The organism is Candidatus Poriferisodalis sp. (genome assembly GCF_965221945.1).
Taxonomy (GTDB): domain Bacteria; phylum Actinomycetota; class Acidimicrobiia; order Acidimicrobiales; family Poriferisodalaceae; genus Poriferisodalis.
Genome location: NZ_OZ244925.1, coordinates 161,649 through 175,453 on the forward strand (window position 1 = coordinate 161,649; position 13,805 = coordinate 175,453).

Sequence of the window (13,805 nt, forward strand, 5' to 3'; positions counted from 1 at the left end):
TGCTGCCGAAATTAGCGGCGATGCCAGCTACGCGTCGTGCTCGGTCTCGGGACTTCCAGAGCGGCCGGCGGGACGGATCTCGGCGATGAGATCACCGGGTTCGAGGAGGGCGCCTGGCTCCGCGGCAATGGATTCGACGGTGCCGGTCACTGGCGCCGAGATCGACGATTCCATCTTCATGGCTTCGATCACGGCAATCGTGTCGCCGGCAGTCACGCGGTCGCCGACGGAGACCGAGACGTTGACGGCGCCGCGGAACGGTGCCGCGACGTGGCCTGGCCGGTCCGGATCGGCGCGTGCGTGCTCGGGACGATCCGAGGCCACCGTGCGGTCAACGGTGTCGATGTCGCGGGGCTGTCCGTTGACCCTGAAGCTGATGATCCGGGTGCCTTCGCCGTTCGGCTCGCTGATCGACCGCAGGCCCAGCAGCAACCGCACGCCGGGGCCGAGCACGACGGCGGTGTCGTCTTCGTGGGCGTCGAGCCCGTACCAGAACAGCAGCGACGGCAGCACCGAGAGATCGCCGTAGCGGTGCTCGTTCTCAGCTTGGGCCGCCGAGGGTGTGGGAAACAGCAGCCGGTTCAGCGTGACCCGGCGATCATCCGCAAGGCCCGCCTCGTCGTCCGCGGTGAGATCCTTGGTCTTCGGCGACCAATGACGCTCCGCAGTCGCACGCGAGCGGAACGGTTCGGGGAATCCTCCCGGGGGAGTGCCGAGCTCGCCGTGCAGGAAACCGATGACGCTGTCAGGCAAATCCACGCTTGCGGGATCGTCGGCGAGCTGAGCCGGCGTGACGCCTGACGCCACGAGATGCAGGGCCAAGTCGCCCACGACCTTTGACGACGGCGTCACCTTGATGGGGCGCCCGAGCAGCTCGTTGCACGCTGCGTAGAGCCGCTCCACCTCTTCGAAGCGGTGGCCGATCCCGAGTGCACGCGCCTGAGACCGCAGGTTCGACAGCTGCCCGCCGGGTATCTCATGGCGGTACACGGTGCCCGTAGGCGACGGCAGCCCCGCCTCGAATGGTGCGTAGATACGCCGCACTGCCTCCCAATACGGCTCGAGATCGCCGATCGCGTCGAGACTCAGCCCGGTTGCCCGGTCGGTGTCGTCGGTCATGGCCACCACCGAGGCGATCGACGGCTGCGACGTCATGCCCGACAGTGGCGGCGCGGCGGCGTCAATGGCATCCACGCCCGCGTCGACCGCAGCGAGATACGTCGCTAGCTGGCCACCGGCGGTGTCGTGGGTGTGCAGGTGCACCGGCTGGCTGAAGCGTTCCCGCAGCGCCGTCACCAGCGTCGCAGCGGCAGCAGGCCGCAACAGCCCGGCCATGTCCTTGATGCACAGGATGTGGACGCCGGTATTCGACAGCTGCTCTGCAACATCTAAGTAGTAGTCGAGGGTATACAGGTCCTCGGACTGGCTCGAGAGGTTTCCCGAGTAGCAGATCGTGCCTTCAGCGACGGCACCCGCATCCAGAACGGCGTCGATAGCGGGCCGCATCTGGTCGATGGCGTTGAACGCGTCGAAGACTCGGAAGATGTCCATGCCCGTCGCCGCCGCTTCCGCCACGAAATGGCCAACCACCGAATCGGGATACGGCGAGTACCCCACGGTGTTGCGACCGCGCAGCAGCATCTGGGTGCAGATGTTCGGCGCCCCAGCACGAATCTGCGCGAGCCGCTGCCACGGGTCCTCGTGAAGGAACCGCAACGCGACGTCGAACGTGGCGCCGCCCCAGCACTCCATGCTGAGCAGCTGCGGCATCGCGTGGGCCATCTGGCGAGCACCCGCGACGAGGTCGATCGTGCGCAGCCGGGTCGCCAGGATCGACTGGTGGGCGTCGCGCAACGTCGTGTCAGTGACCGCCACCGTTACCGAAGCCCGCAGATCGGCTGCGAACTTCTCCGGGCCCAGCTCGACGAGCCGCTGCCGCGATCCCACAGGCGGCGCGCCCGACTGCCTGGGCGGCAGTTTCAACACCGGACTGACACGTGTCGGCGCCGGGCCGTTCGGCAGGTGCACGGTGACATCAGCCAGGTAGCGCAGCAGGCGCGTGGCTCGGTCAGCCCCGACGGAGGCAGCTGTCAGCTCGGGCCGATCGTCAATGAACGTCGTCGTGACCGGCCCGCTGCGGAACTGCTCGTCAGCGAGGATCGCCTGCAGATACGGCTGATTGGTGGACACTCCCCGAACCCGGTACTCCGCAAGCGTGCGCTGCATGCGGCGCACCACGGTGTCGAAGTCGGGGCCCCGGCAGGTGATCTTCTCGATCATCGAATCGAAGTGCGGCGTGATCTCGACGCCCTGGTACACGCACCCGTCAAGACGAACCCCCGCACCGCTAGCGGGCCGGTAGGCCACGATTCGGCCCGTGTCGGGTCGAAAGTCGTTCGATGGGTCCTCGGCGGTCACCCGGCACTGCATGGCGTAGCCGCGCAGCGCTATGCGATCCTGGCGCAGGCCGAGGTCCGCCAGCGAAGCACCCGCCGCGATCCGCAGCTGCGATTCCACCAGGTCGACGTCGGTGACCTCCTCGGTCACGGTGTGCTCGACCTGGATGCGGGGATTCATCTCGATGAATACGTGACGACCGCTGCGGTCCACCAAGAACTCCACCGTGCCGGCGTTGACGTAGCTGATCGACCGGGCAAACCGCACGGCGTCGTCCAGCAACTGTGCACGCACGGCCTCGTCGAGGTCGCGCGCAGGCGCCATCTCGACGACCTTTTGGAAGCGCCGCTGCACCGAGCAGTCCCGTTCGTACAGATGTACGACGCTGCCGCCGGCATCGGCGAGAACCTGTGCCTCAATGTGGCGGACATCGGTCATTGCTTCTTCGAGAAAGACCGTGCCGTCCCCGAACGCGCTGTGGGCTTCCCGCCGAGCAGCGTCGACGGCCCCCGCTAAATCCGCAGGCTTTTCCACCCGCCGCATGCCTCGCCCGCCGCCGCCGGAGGCAGCCTTCACGAACAGCGGAAAGCCGATCTCGTGTGCAGTGGCGATGATGTCGGCGTCGGCGTCGTCGATGGGTGCCGACTGGCGCGGCACCGGCAAGCCGGCTTCGTCGGCGGCTTGCCGCGCCCGCATCTTGTTGCCGGTCAGCCGCAGCACCGCCGCGCTGGGCCCGACGAACACGATGCCCGCCGATGCGCAGGCTTCGGCAAGATCAGGACTCTCCGACAAGAATCCGTACCCCGGATAGACGGCATCGGCACCCACCTCGACCGCCTTCGCGACGATGGCGGCGTGGTCGAGATAAGCCCGAACTGGCCGACCCGGTTCGCCGATGACGTACGCCTCGTCTGCCTTGATGCGGTGCAAGGCGCCGCTGCGTTCTTCCTCGACGGGGAGGATCGCGACCGTGCGGATGCCGAGTTGAGTTGCCGCCCGGAAGGCACGGATGGCGATCTCGCCTCGGTTGGCCACCAGGAGTTTCTTCATGACGACCTCCGGTGCTCAGACATTATGAGCGTCGGCGGAGAGGTGGTGGTACCTGTCAGCCCCGTTTGCCTCGACTCTGCGCAGAAATGCCGCCTCAGGCGGCAAATTTGCACATAGAAAGCGTGGCAGCCGTTCTCCGCGCCGCCTCTGTTTTCGCTGACCTAGCGTGCGCTGCGTGACTGCGTGGCTATTGGACCCGGGAGTACTGCACCTCAATCACGGTTCGTTCGGCGCAACCCCTGCGGCGGTACTCGAGGCACAGCAAGGCATCCGGGAGCGCATCGAGCTGAATCCCACACGGTTCTTCCTGGAAGGCGAGTACCAGGAACGGCTGGACCAGGCACGGCGAGCTGTGGCCCACTTCGTCGGTGCCGACGAGGCGGGCCTGGTGTTTGTCACGAATGCCACGGCCGGCGTCAACGCCGTGTTCCGATCGCTAGAGCCGAGCCTGGAACCCGGCGACGAGATCTTGGTAACCGACCACGAGTACAACGCGTGCACCAACGCCGCAATCGTGTCGGCGTCGCGGGCTGGGGCGGTGGTCACCACCGCGGCAGTGCCGTTCCCGCTTGAGCACGAGCGCGAAGTGGTCGATGCCGTGGTCGCCGCCGTGACCGAACGCACCCGCATCTTGCTGATCGACGCAGTGACTTCGGCAACAGGGCTAGTGCTGCCGGTGGCCGAGCTTGTGGCACGGCTAGAGCCCGACGTGCGGGTTCTGGTCGATGCTGCGCACGCCCCCGGCATGATCGACTTCGACGTGTCCCGGTTGGGTGCGTCCTACGTCACGGCCAACTGCCACAAGTGGATGTGCTCGGCCAAGGGCGCCGCGTTCTTGTGGGTGCGGCCCGATCGGCGTGATGACGTGTACCCGGCGGTTATCAGCCATGGGTACAACGGCGGATGGCCGTCTGAAGGAGGCCACCTCCACGCCCAGTTCGACTGGACGGGAACTCATGACCCGAGCGCGTGGCTGACTGTCCCCGATGCGCTGACCACTGTGGAGGCGATGCACCCCGACGGCTGGCCGGGTGTGCGCAACGTCATCCGTGAGCGGTGCTTACAGGGACGGGAGCGGCTGGTCGAAGCCCTCAGCATCGAGTCGCCAGCACCTGGCGACATGATTGGCGCGATCGCGAGCGTGCCGTTGCCGCCCGCCGACAATTCGGGTTCTGCAATCTTTGACCCGCTCATGGGGGCGCTGCGGGACCGGCACGGCATCGAGGTGCCAGTGTTCACGTGGCCTGCCCCGCCGGAACGAGTCCTGCGGATCTCTGCCCACCTCTACAACCAACAAGGCGACTACGACCGCCTGGCCGAGGCACTTGTGGCGGAATTGGGCACCTGACTTCCGAGCGCCGGCGCGACTGCGGCGCTGCGACGACCGGGGACAAGTGGCAGGATCGCGGCACGCAGGTCGGCTGCGGCCCGACCGCCCTTGTCGAGGAGGCATCCATGTCAGGCGAAATCACAGCCAACCCGGCGGCGAAGATGATCTACCTGATCAAGCGGCGTCCCGAAGCCTCACGCGACGAGCTGGTGGCGAACTGGTTCAAGAACCACATGCCGAACGTGATCGAGGGCCAGCAGCGGCAGGCCGCGGCGGGCAAGCTCCACGCCCAGAAATACATCGCCACGCTGTTCGAGCGTCGTGATGATGGCAGCGATGCCGCGTGGGACGGCATGGCCCAGCTGTGGTTCGAGCGGCCGTTCCCGCCCCCAGACGCGCCGCACGGGACCACGCCGGCCGACACGTTCCAGGAAAAGGCCGAACCGTATGTGCAGTGGCCGGTGACGGAGTACGTGGTGCTCGACGGCAGCCTGCCTGTCGTCCCCAACACGCTGAACGAGCCGTTCCCGGCGACGCGTTCGGGCTTCTACAAGGTGACGTTCCTGGTGCCCGCCCGCGACGGCGTCGACGTCGACGAGGCGTTCCGGCACTGGCTGGAGGCACATGCGCCGAACGTGCGCGGCGTTATGGGAGAGATCGGCGGATTGCGCTACGTGGTCAACCACAGCGTCAACCCGGCCGACGAGCCCTACATGGGCATGGCCGAGCTCTATTTCGCCGACCCGGACGGCTGGGAGGCGTACAAGTCGACGGTCACCGAAGACGGCTTTGGCGCCTTCGTCGACATCAAGCGCATGGTGGTCCTGCGTTCACGCACGCAGATGATCGGCATTCCCGGCTAGGCCTCTGCGGCCGCCTTCATCGCTTCGAGCGTCGCTCGGATGCTCGTGCGCGCATTGTGGGCCCGCTGGTCGACCTCACCTTGACCGTGCTCGACCATGCGGGGCGACAGCTTTCGCAGCGTCCAGGTCTCGGTCAGCATCGTGCCGTCGCCTTTGGGTACCAGCTGGTAGCGCCACAGAACGATGTTGTATTCGAGACCGCCCGTGACGAACGCAAAGTCTTCGTTGTCGACCCGGCGAATGATCTCGACGGGTGCCTTCCATTCCTCGCCGTCACGCCGGTTGATGCCTACGAACATGTCGCCGACCTGGCCGGTCCCGGGCTCGCCGTCAGGACCCTTGCGCCAGTAGCCGCCGGTGTTCTCGCTGCTCCACTCGCCGTAGCGATCCAGCGCAGTCACCATTCCCCACACCTTCGACGGGGGAGCATCGATGTCGATGGAGTCCGCGTGCTCCATGACCGGGTTGTCGACGTGTCCTATCAGTTGCTCGCTCATGAGCCGCAGCCTTGCAGATGTCGCCGCCCACCCGCCTTGTTCTCCTGCGGCTTGGGCGGGCGTGCCTCAGTCGGTGCGGGTCTCGTTCGCCAGATAGAGCTCGCGCCAGTCGATCTGGTCGTCGGGCGGCAGCACCGCATTGATGGGTGCCATGTCTGCGAGCAAGGCGTCGGCCGGCCCGTCTCCCACCGCGGCCCAGTGGGCGCCGTCGAGCCGATCGGTCATTGCTTCGATCTCGGTACGGCCTTCGCGTCCAGCTTGTGTGGCCCAGCCGTCCGCGTCCACCCAGCCGCGTGCTCGCAGGCTCGCGTACGCCTCGGCAGCCTCTTCGGGGGTCCAGCCGGCTTCTTGGCTGATCCACTCGTGCGGCGCCTCATCGACGGCGACCTGGGAAACCACTGACTCACAGCCCCCCAGACCAGCTGCCGCGAGCGCCACCAAGTGGCACCCGCTGCGGTACTCGCGCAGCAGCGTGCTTCCGTGCCACAGCGCCAGGTGGGGCTCATCAGGCCAGTCCAGCGAAGCCCAGCCCGCGAACAGCACGCGCCCGACCGGGTCGGCTGCATCGCAGGCTGCGCGCACGACGTCGACGCAGCGACGCACCTCCTCGCTGTCGACCAACTGGCCCAGCTCACGTCTCAGTGCAGCGTCCATGCCTTCGTAGCGCGCCGCCAGCACTGCTGGAGGTGACGAATACGCCCAAGCATCCGGGATCGCCCGCCGAACTCGCGCCGGTGCGTAGTAGAAGAACAGCGACTCCACGACGCTGGCGGGCACCGGGCCGAGCGGCGCCACCCGCGTCGCGAAGTAGTTCATCCAGAACCCCCGCAACCCCGCCGCAGAGCCCGTCTCACGCACTTCGGGAGCCCAGTAGCAGAGCTGGTGATAGCGCTCCACGCACTCCCACATCTGCCGTGCTCGCATTCTGGTTGTCTCAGCCATCGCCCGATGTTCTATCCCGCCTCTGCCCGCGGCGTAACGCTCAGTTGATCTGAGTGAAAGAGCGTGCACATCGTCGACGGTCCGCTGGAGCGGCGTATGCCGCCAAAACTGCATGCAGATATGCATATATATCTGCATGCGGCGCTATCCTCCCGACATGCAGAGCACGAGTGTGCGTATCGACGTTGCGACGCATCGCGAACTCAAACATCTCGCCGCAGCGATGGCCATGACTGTGGGCGAAACCGTGTCGTTGGCGGTGCGTCGCCTTCGACAAGATCAGATCGGCGCAGAGCTTCGTGCAGATCTCGACGAAGTCGAGTCCGCGTGGCTCGACGCCGACTTGGGATGACGTTCAGCGCAGGCGACGTTGTCAACGTTGACCTCAGTACGCCCATTGGGCACGAAGCAGGCTTCCCGCACCCAGCGATCGTCGTCACTGCGCAGCGTGTCCTCGATGCCAACCCGGCCATCGTCCATGTTGTGCCCCTGACATCACGGTTTCGCAGGTTCGCTTCGGAGATCGAGATAGCGGCCGATCCGAGCAATGGTCTAGACGAGCGCTCAGCCGCTCAGTGTCAGCACGTCCGCGCGGTGGCTACAGCACGGTTGCAGGAACCACGTGGGAACGTCGGCGGAGTCGCGCTGGCCCAGATCCGCGAGGTCATCGCCCTCTTACTCGACGTCCCTTGACGTGTGCTTTACGCCCGCCACGTCGACGTTCAGTCGGGCTGGTTGATGAGGTGGGTGGCGGCGTTGTCGAAGTGGGCGAACATGGCGTTCGCGATCTCGGGGTCGAGCGGTGACCCGTCGGGCAGCTTTGCGGCCTCGAGCGATGCCAGCATGTGGCGCATCCAGGTATCCCGCTCGGCCTGGCCGATAGCGAACGGCATGTGACGCATCCGCAGCCGCGGGTGGCCGCGCTCGGCGCTGTAGTCGGCGGGCCCGCCCCAGTACTGGGCCAAGAATCCCGCCAGTCGGTGCCGAGAGGGTCCCATGTCGGGGGGATACATGGGGCGCAGCAGCGGGTCCGACTCGACGGCGTCGTAGAACCGGTCCACCAACTGGTCAAAGAACCGCTGCCCGCCGACCGCGGCGTAGACCGTGGGCGGCTGCTCCACAGCATCGGCCAGCTTGCCGCCCAGCGTCAGTCCGCCCGCTCCCCATGTGGACCCTTCGGTCTCGCTCGGCGGGATGGCGTCAGCTTCGGTCACGGCAATCAGGCTAAGAGCGCCATCGGGTTAGCTTGCGCGGGTGACTACGACACAACACCCCCACGGCGATGGGCCGATGCAGCTAGGCGCACACATCGGGCAACAGAACATGACCGCCGCCCAGATGCGTGACCTGTGGAAGCGACTCGACGCCGGAGGTGCCGACTGGATCTCCATCTGGGACCACCTGTACGAGGCACCGCCGCAGGGCGGAACGGTGCCTCACTTTGAGGCGCTTTCCACCTTGGGAACGCTGGTGGCCGACACTCACAACGCCCGCATCGGCTGCCTCGTCTTCTACGTCGGATATCGCAACGCGGGTTTGCTGGCCAAGGCCGCCACCACGCTGGATCACTTCAGCGGAGGACGTTTCACGCTGGGTCTCGGTTCCGGCCGGCACGAAACCGAAGCCGCCGCGTTCGGCTACGACTTCCCGTCGCTGGGTGAGCGCTTCGACATGCTGGAGGAGTCGTTCGAGCTCATCCGTTCGCTGCTCACCCAGGAGCGCACGAGCTACGACGGCCGCTGGGTTCGTGCTGACGACGCTTCGTGCCTGCCCGCTCCCGTGCAGGAGCGGCTGCCGATCTGGCTCGGCGGGATCGGCGAGCGGCGCACGATCCCGATGGCCGCGCGCCTTGCTGATGGCTGGAATGCCGCCTACATCACGCCGGAGCGGTTTGCCCATCTCTCGGCGCTCCTCGACTCACATGCCACCGCAGCCGGGCGCGACCCGGCCGAAATCGAGCGAACGATCAACGTGATGTTTCATCTTGTGACCGACCCCGCGGAAGTGGAGGCCGAGCGCGGGCGCGGGCGCGCTCCGTGGGGCGATCTCGCAAACCGGTTCGATGAAGGCGCGCTCGTCGGCACGCCCGAGATGGCGGTCGAGCGGATCTTGGAATACCGGGCGGCCGGCGCACAGGGACTCAACGTGGCGTTGAGGGCGCCGATCCTCCACGACGCGCTTGACGCCTATCTCGAAGAGGTCATTCCGACCGTTCAGCGCGAGACGGCCTGAGGCGGCACCGGGCATCCCGCAGGGCGAGGCGCGTACAGTCTTGGTGCGCCGGCTCGCAGGGTCGGCGCACAGTGGTGAGGCTGGCAAGAACCCAGCGGCAGGCAGGGGAGAGACGATGGCGTTGACGCAACGTTCGCAGCGGCGGACGAGCGGACGGCGGGCACGCCGGTCGTATCTGAGCTACATCGACAAGTCGCGCGAGTACTACGCGGCGAACGGCTATCCGCAGCCGTACCAATGGGCATACAGCCACGAGGTGGCTTTCACCCCACTGTCCAAGCCGCTGTCGCAGAGCACAGTCGGCTTGGTCACGACATCGTTCTTCCGGGCAGGCAGCGAGCCTGCCGGCGTGCCCTCGGCCCGGCCGAAGCAGCCCTACGCCGCGCGCTGCGACGACGCCCTCGAGGGCCTCTACAACAATGACCTGTTCTGGGACAAGGACAACACCCACACCGAAGATCTCGACACGTACTTGCCGATCAACCGGCTGCGCGAATTTGCCGCCAAAGGACGCATCGGTGCGGTGTCAGAGCGCTTCTACGGCATTCCCACCGATTACAGCCAGCGCCGTACGCAGCGCAACGACTCACCCCGCATCGAGGAGTGGATGCGCGAAGACGGCGTCGACGTTGCGCTGTTGGTCCCCCTCTGACCCGTCTGCCACCAGACCGTGGGTCTGGTCGCACGACACCTGGAAGAGGCCGGAATACCGACAGTGGTCGCTGGCAGTGCCCGTGACATCGTCGAAGAATGTGGCGTCGCGCGCTTCGTGTTCACCGACTTCCCGCTGGGCAATCCCACCGGCAAGCCGGGCGACGTGGCGATGCAACGCGACATTGCGGGCACCGCACTCGACCTGCTCGAGCGCGCCTGGCTGCCGCGCACGACCGTGCAAACGTCCTATGTATGGGATGCCGACGACAATGACGGCTGGCGCGAACACTTCATGCGCGTCGACGACTCGAACCGGGCCGCCCTGGCTGCAGCGGGCGAAGCCCGTCGACGCGATCAGGCCGCCGCCAAGGCCGACGGCCGCGCACGGAAAGCCTGAGCAATCTGGGGATCGGCGGCTGGAGCAGTCGGCGCCAGCGCGTACGAAAGGCAGCACATGACGCAGCGATCGCCTGGCCAGCAACGCCGGCCCCTGGTCGACCCAGCCGACGCCGATGCTCCCGACTTCGTGCCCTCCGAGCCGGCTGGTGCGGATGTGTACTCGCATCCCTCCGAGCACGGGGAGCGCATCACTGGCGCACTGGACCCTGACCTGCTGATCGAAGCGTCATGCGGCGTGAAGGTTGCCGCCGACGTATACGGCGACAGCGGTCCGCTCGTCCTGCTTCAGCACGGCGGCGGCCAGACCCGTCACGCTTGGAAGGGAGCGGGGCAGGCTCTCGCCGACGGCGGCTACCGCGCAGTGAGCCTCGACGCCCGGGGCCACGGTGATTCGGACTGGGCGCCTGACGGCGACTACACGACCGAGGCGTCTGTGGCCGATCTGGTGGCGATCGTGGAGCACTTCGGCGAACGACCGGTGCTGGTCGGCGCCTTGATGGCGGGGGCACCTCGCTGACCGCCGTCGGGGAAGGCGCAGTGGACGCACTCGCTCTGGTTCTCGTCGATACAGCGCCGCAGATCGAAGCGGCTGGTGTGCGCAAGATTCGAGACTTCATGGCTCAAGGCGCCGACGGGTTCGCATCACTCGAAGAGGTCGCCGAGGCCATCGCGAACTACCAGCCTCACCGCAAGCGGCCGCGCAATCTCGACGGTCTCGCAAAGAACGTTCGCCTCTGGCCCGACGGTCGCTATCGCTGGCATTGGGACCCGGCGTTCATGCACCGGCCGCGCAGCTTCGCTGAACGAATCCCGCGTCAGCAGGCGGCCGCTGAGAACCTGACGCTTCCGACGCTGCTCGTCCGCGGTGGGCTCAGCGATGTGTTGTCCGAGGAGGGCGCACAGTCGTTCCTCGACGCTGTTCCCCACGCCCACTACGCCAATGTGGGCGGCGCGGCGCACATGGTGGCCGGTGATCGCAACGACATTTTCGTTGAGGCAACCCTCCGTTTCCTGGCCGAATTCGTACCCTCCGCACAAGTCCGGGCCTGAACGCGAAGTTTCCGCCGTAGCCTTGCGGTCTTTGACCGGCTAGGCCGGGCTTCGAGAGGCAAGACATGCGTGGAACAGTCAAGTTCTTCAACAGCGAGAAGGGCTTCGGCTTTATCTCCCGTGACGGGGCGGACGACGTCTTCGTCCACTTCTCCAACATTGTCGGTGAGAACTACCGAACGCTGGAGGCAGGACAAGAGGTCGAGTTCGATATCGGACCCGGCCGCAAGGGCGACGAGGCTCAGAACGTCAAGCCCGTCTGAGCGCACTCGTCACTGACGGTCGCTAGCCCAACAGGCTGGCGACGTTCGGAGCTTTGGGCGCTAGACATCTCGTCCGCCAGAGTTCCGTCGGCAATCGCATCGGGCGCGGGCGGCGTCACACGCCACCTGTGTCAACACATCTCGGGCCACTCGGCCGCGTTCTGCTCCGCGAGTATTGAGCAGCGTGCGCCGGTACCCTCCCGTCGTCTGGCCGGCATGTTCGGCCGACGGGTTCGCAGGCCGGTCTTGGTTCTTCCTGTCAACGTGGACCAAACCCCTGTTATCGCCGACCTCTTCACCCCCTGTTGAGGCGCCACCGAACCCACCCAGAGCCCGCGCGCAGCGGGCCAGGAGACACATGCCCCCCACCTTTGCCCAGTTGGGCGCCCCTGACTTCATCGTCAGCGCCCTCGCTCAACGTGGCATCAGCCAGCCGTTCGCCATCCAGGCGGCCACCGTGGCCGATGCCCTGGCCGGACGCGATGTCTGCGGCCGAGCGCCAACCGGATCCGGCAAGACGCTGGCGTTCGGGATTCCGCTCGTAGCCAGCGTCGGCAGCGCCCAGCCACACAAGCCCCGAGCACTCGTGCTCGCGCCGACCCGTGAACTCGCCGACCAGATCATGACCGAGCTGCGCACCTTTGCAGGCAAGCGCCGGGTCAGCGTCGCCTATGGCGGCGTGGGCTATGGCGCCCAGATCGGGTCCCTGCGTCGCGGGGTCGACATTCTCGTGGCGTGCCCAGGTCGCCTCGAAGACCTCATCGAACAGGGCCAAGTCGACCTGTCCGCTGTTGACAAGGTCGTCATCGACGAGGCCGACCGCATGGCCGACATGGGATTCATCCCGGCCGTGCGGCGCTTGCTCGACCAGACCGCCGCAAAACGCCAGACCATGTTGTTCTCGGCCACGCTCGACGGCGATGTGGCAACACTGACACGCGACTACCAGCGCGATCCTGTGCGTCACGAGGTCGGTGACGAGACCCCCGACGTCAGCGCTGCCGACCACGTGTTTTGGAGCGTGGCCAGGACTGACCGCACCGACATCTGCGCGGAAGCAATCGACGCCGCAGGATCGACGGTCGTGTTCTGTCGAACCCGGCATGGCTGCGATCGCGTGGCCCGGCAGCTGGATCGCCGAGGGATCCGCACTGCGGCACTTCACGGCGGACGTAGCCAGAGCCAGCGCACCAGGGCGCTGGCCGAGTTTGCCGCCGGCAAGGTCCAGGCGCTGGTCGCGACTGACGTTGCTGCGCGCGGCATCCATGTCGAAGGTGTCGGCGCTGTCGTTCACTACGACGTCGCGGCCGACCACAAGACTTACCTTCACCGATCGGGCCGCACCGCTCGGGCCGGTCAGGGTGGCGTGGTGGTCTCGTTCATCCAGCCCGAGCAGGTCAAGGAACTCAAGTCCATGCAGCGCAAGATGGGCCTGGAGCAGCCCATCACCGAAGTCGACGTGGCTGCGATCCGGTCAGCCAGCCCACGCAGGAGCGGCACCGACGCCAGCGGATTCGCCAACCATTCCGGCCCGAAGGGCTCGAAGACCCACAAGGCGAACGCCGTATCAGGTCAGCCCCGCTCTGAGCCCCGCAAGGCGAGTGCCGACGCGGACTGGCACCGCAAGGGCTCGCAGACCCGGCGTCGCACGCTCGAGCGCCCGGCGGCCAAGAATCAATCCCGGCATCGTCGAAGCAACAACAACCGTTCCAGGTCCAAGGGTCATCAGCGCTCGTCGCAGCGCTGAGCACGATCAATCGTCTGGGTCGTCCTGCGGCTCATTCAGCGATTCGAGGCTGGACGGCGCAAGGTTCGAGGCGAACTTGGACATATTGTCGCTCAGGGCGCTGATGAGCTGCTCCACGAATTGCGGCGACATGTTGACGCGCTGCACGACGACGCCTCGCCGGGGTGACTGCTTGCCGCTGAAGTCCAGCCGGATGAAGTCGAGCGTGAACTCATACGGCGAGTGGCGTACTACGGCGAAGTTGGACCACACGCCGCCTTCAAGCTCTGGTGGGAGGCGAATCTGCAGCTTCGTGCCGTCGGGTAGCGATTCGTGCGGGTTGCTCTCGGCCATCGGCGAAGACGCTAGCCCGCCCCTGTCACGCGGCCGGCGGCGGCATCT

Annotated in this window: 16 protein-coding genes; 11 read left to right on the forward strand and 5 right to left on the reverse strand. The window is 66.5% G+C overall.

Annotation, left to right across the window (positions count from 1 at the left end; all coding sequences use genetic code 11):
* Window positions 1-27: 27 nt before the first annotated feature.
* The gene (locus ACOQPH_RS00725; RefSeq protein WP_420622854.1) at window positions 28-3,447 is read right to left on the reverse strand and encodes a pyruvate carboxylase; all 3,420 of its coding nucleotides are present in this window, start codon (window positions 3,445-3,447) and stop codon (window positions 28-30) included.
* A 175-nt stretch (window positions 3,448-3,622) separates the two neighbouring features.
* On the opposite strand from ACOQPH_RS00725, the gene ACOQPH_RS00730 reads away from it, so the two are divergent.
* The gene (locus tag ACOQPH_RS00730; protein ID WP_420622855.1) at window positions 3,623-4,795 is read left to right on the forward strand and encodes an aminotransferase class V-fold PLP-dependent enzyme; all 1,173 of its coding nucleotides are present in this window, start codon (window positions 3,623-3,625) and stop codon (window positions 4,793-4,795) included.
* A gap of 107 nt (window positions 4,796-4,902) precedes the next feature.
* Window positions 4,903-5,640: an EthD domain-containing protein gene (locus ACOQPH_RS00735; RefSeq protein ID WP_420622856.1), complete on the forward strand. Its 738-nt coding sequence runs from the start codon at window positions 4,903-4,905 to the stop codon at window positions 5,638-5,640.
* Here ACOQPH_RS00735 and ACOQPH_RS00740 read toward each other — a convergent pair.
* Complete coding sequence (locus tag ACOQPH_RS00740) at window positions 5,637-6,137, reverse strand: SRPBCC family protein (RefSeq protein ID WP_420622857.1); 501 nt, start codon at window positions 6,135-6,137, stop codon at window positions 5,637-5,639. The two genes, ACOQPH_RS00735 and ACOQPH_RS00740, sit on opposite strands and share 4 nt — an antisense overlap.
* 66 nt (window positions 6,138-6,203) lie before the next feature.
* On the reverse strand, window positions 6,204-7,079 hold the full coding sequence (locus ACOQPH_RS00745) for an SCO6745 family protein (protein ID WP_420622858.1): 876 nt from the start codon (window positions 7,077-7,079) through the stop codon (window positions 6,204-6,206).
* Window positions 7,080-7,236: 157 nt separating this feature from the next.
* Between ACOQPH_RS00745 and ACOQPH_RS00750 the strand changes: the two genes are divergently transcribed.
* A complete protein-coding gene (locus ACOQPH_RS00750; protein ID WP_420622859.1) occupies window positions 7,237-7,431 on the forward strand; it encodes a hypothetical protein in 195 nt (64 codons plus the stop codon).
* Window positions 7,428-7,772 carry a type II toxin-antitoxin system PemK/MazF family toxin gene (locus ACOQPH_RS00755; protein ID WP_420622860.1) on the forward strand — a complete coding sequence of 115 codons (345 nt, stop codon included), beginning with the start codon at window positions 7,428-7,430 and terminating at the stop codon, window positions 7,770-7,772. Before ACOQPH_RS00750 ends, ACOQPH_RS00755 begins: the two co-directional genes overlap by 4 nt.
* A gap of 29 nt (window positions 7,773-7,801) precedes the next feature.
* On the opposite strand, the gene ACOQPH_RS00760 is transcribed toward ACOQPH_RS00755, so the two are convergent.
* A complete protein-coding gene (locus ACOQPH_RS00760; RefSeq protein WP_420622861.1) occupies window positions 7,802-8,293 on the reverse strand; it encodes a globin in 492 nt (163 codons plus the stop codon).
* A gap of 40 nt (window positions 8,294-8,333) precedes the next feature.
* Between ACOQPH_RS00760 and ACOQPH_RS00765 the strand changes: the two genes are divergently transcribed.
* From ACOQPH_RS00765 to ACOQPH_RS00795, 7 genes are all read left to right on the forward strand, one after another.
* On the forward strand, window positions 8,334-9,311 hold the full coding sequence (locus ACOQPH_RS00765; RefSeq protein WP_420622862.1) for an LLM class flavin-dependent oxidoreductase: 978 nt from the start codon (window positions 8,334-8,336) through the stop codon (window positions 9,309-9,311).
* Between the two features lie 115 nt (window positions 9,312-9,426).
* Window positions 9,427-9,963: a hypothetical protein gene (locus tag ACOQPH_RS00770; RefSeq protein WP_420622863.1), complete on the forward strand. Its 537-nt coding sequence runs from the start codon at window positions 9,427-9,429 to the stop codon at window positions 9,961-9,963.
* A gap of 18 nt (window positions 9,964-9,981) precedes the next feature.
* The gene (locus ACOQPH_RS00775; RefSeq protein WP_420622864.1) at window positions 9,982-10,362 is read left to right on the forward strand and encodes a hypothetical protein; all 381 of its coding nucleotides are present in this window, start codon (window positions 9,982-9,984) and stop codon (window positions 10,360-10,362) included.
* A 57-nt stretch (window positions 10,363-10,419) separates the two neighbouring features.
* Window positions 10,420-10,881, forward strand: a complete 462-nt coding sequence (locus ACOQPH_RS00780) for an alpha/beta fold hydrolase (RefSeq protein WP_420622865.1) — start codon at window positions 10,420-10,422, stop codon at window positions 10,879-10,881.
* Window positions 10,882-10,901: 20 nt separating this feature from the next.
* Window positions 10,902-11,414, forward strand: coding sequence for an alpha/beta fold hydrolase (locus tag ACOQPH_RS00785; RefSeq protein ID WP_420622866.1), 513 nt, complete (start codon window positions 10,902-10,904; stop codon window positions 11,412-11,414).
* Between the two features lie 65 nt (window positions 11,415-11,479).
* Window positions 11,480-11,677, forward strand: coding sequence for a cold shock domain-containing protein (locus tag ACOQPH_RS00790; protein ID WP_419552062.1), 198 nt, complete (start codon window positions 11,480-11,482; stop codon window positions 11,675-11,677).
* Window positions 11,678-12,035: 358 nt separating this feature from the next.
* The gene (locus tag ACOQPH_RS00795; protein WP_420622867.1) at window positions 12,036-13,424 is read left to right on the forward strand and encodes a DEAD/DEAH box helicase; all 1,389 of its coding nucleotides are present in this window, start codon (window positions 12,036-12,038) and stop codon (window positions 13,422-13,424) included.
* Window positions 13,425-13,430: 6 nt separating this feature from the next.
* On the opposite strand, the gene ACOQPH_RS00800 is transcribed toward ACOQPH_RS00795, so the two are convergent.
* Window positions 13,431-13,757 (reverse strand): DUF3467 domain-containing protein, encoded by a 327-nt coding sequence (locus tag ACOQPH_RS00800; RefSeq protein WP_420622868.1) that lies wholly within the window; start codon window positions 13,755-13,757, stop codon window positions 13,431-13,433.
* Window positions 13,758-13,805: the final 48 nt, after the last annotated feature.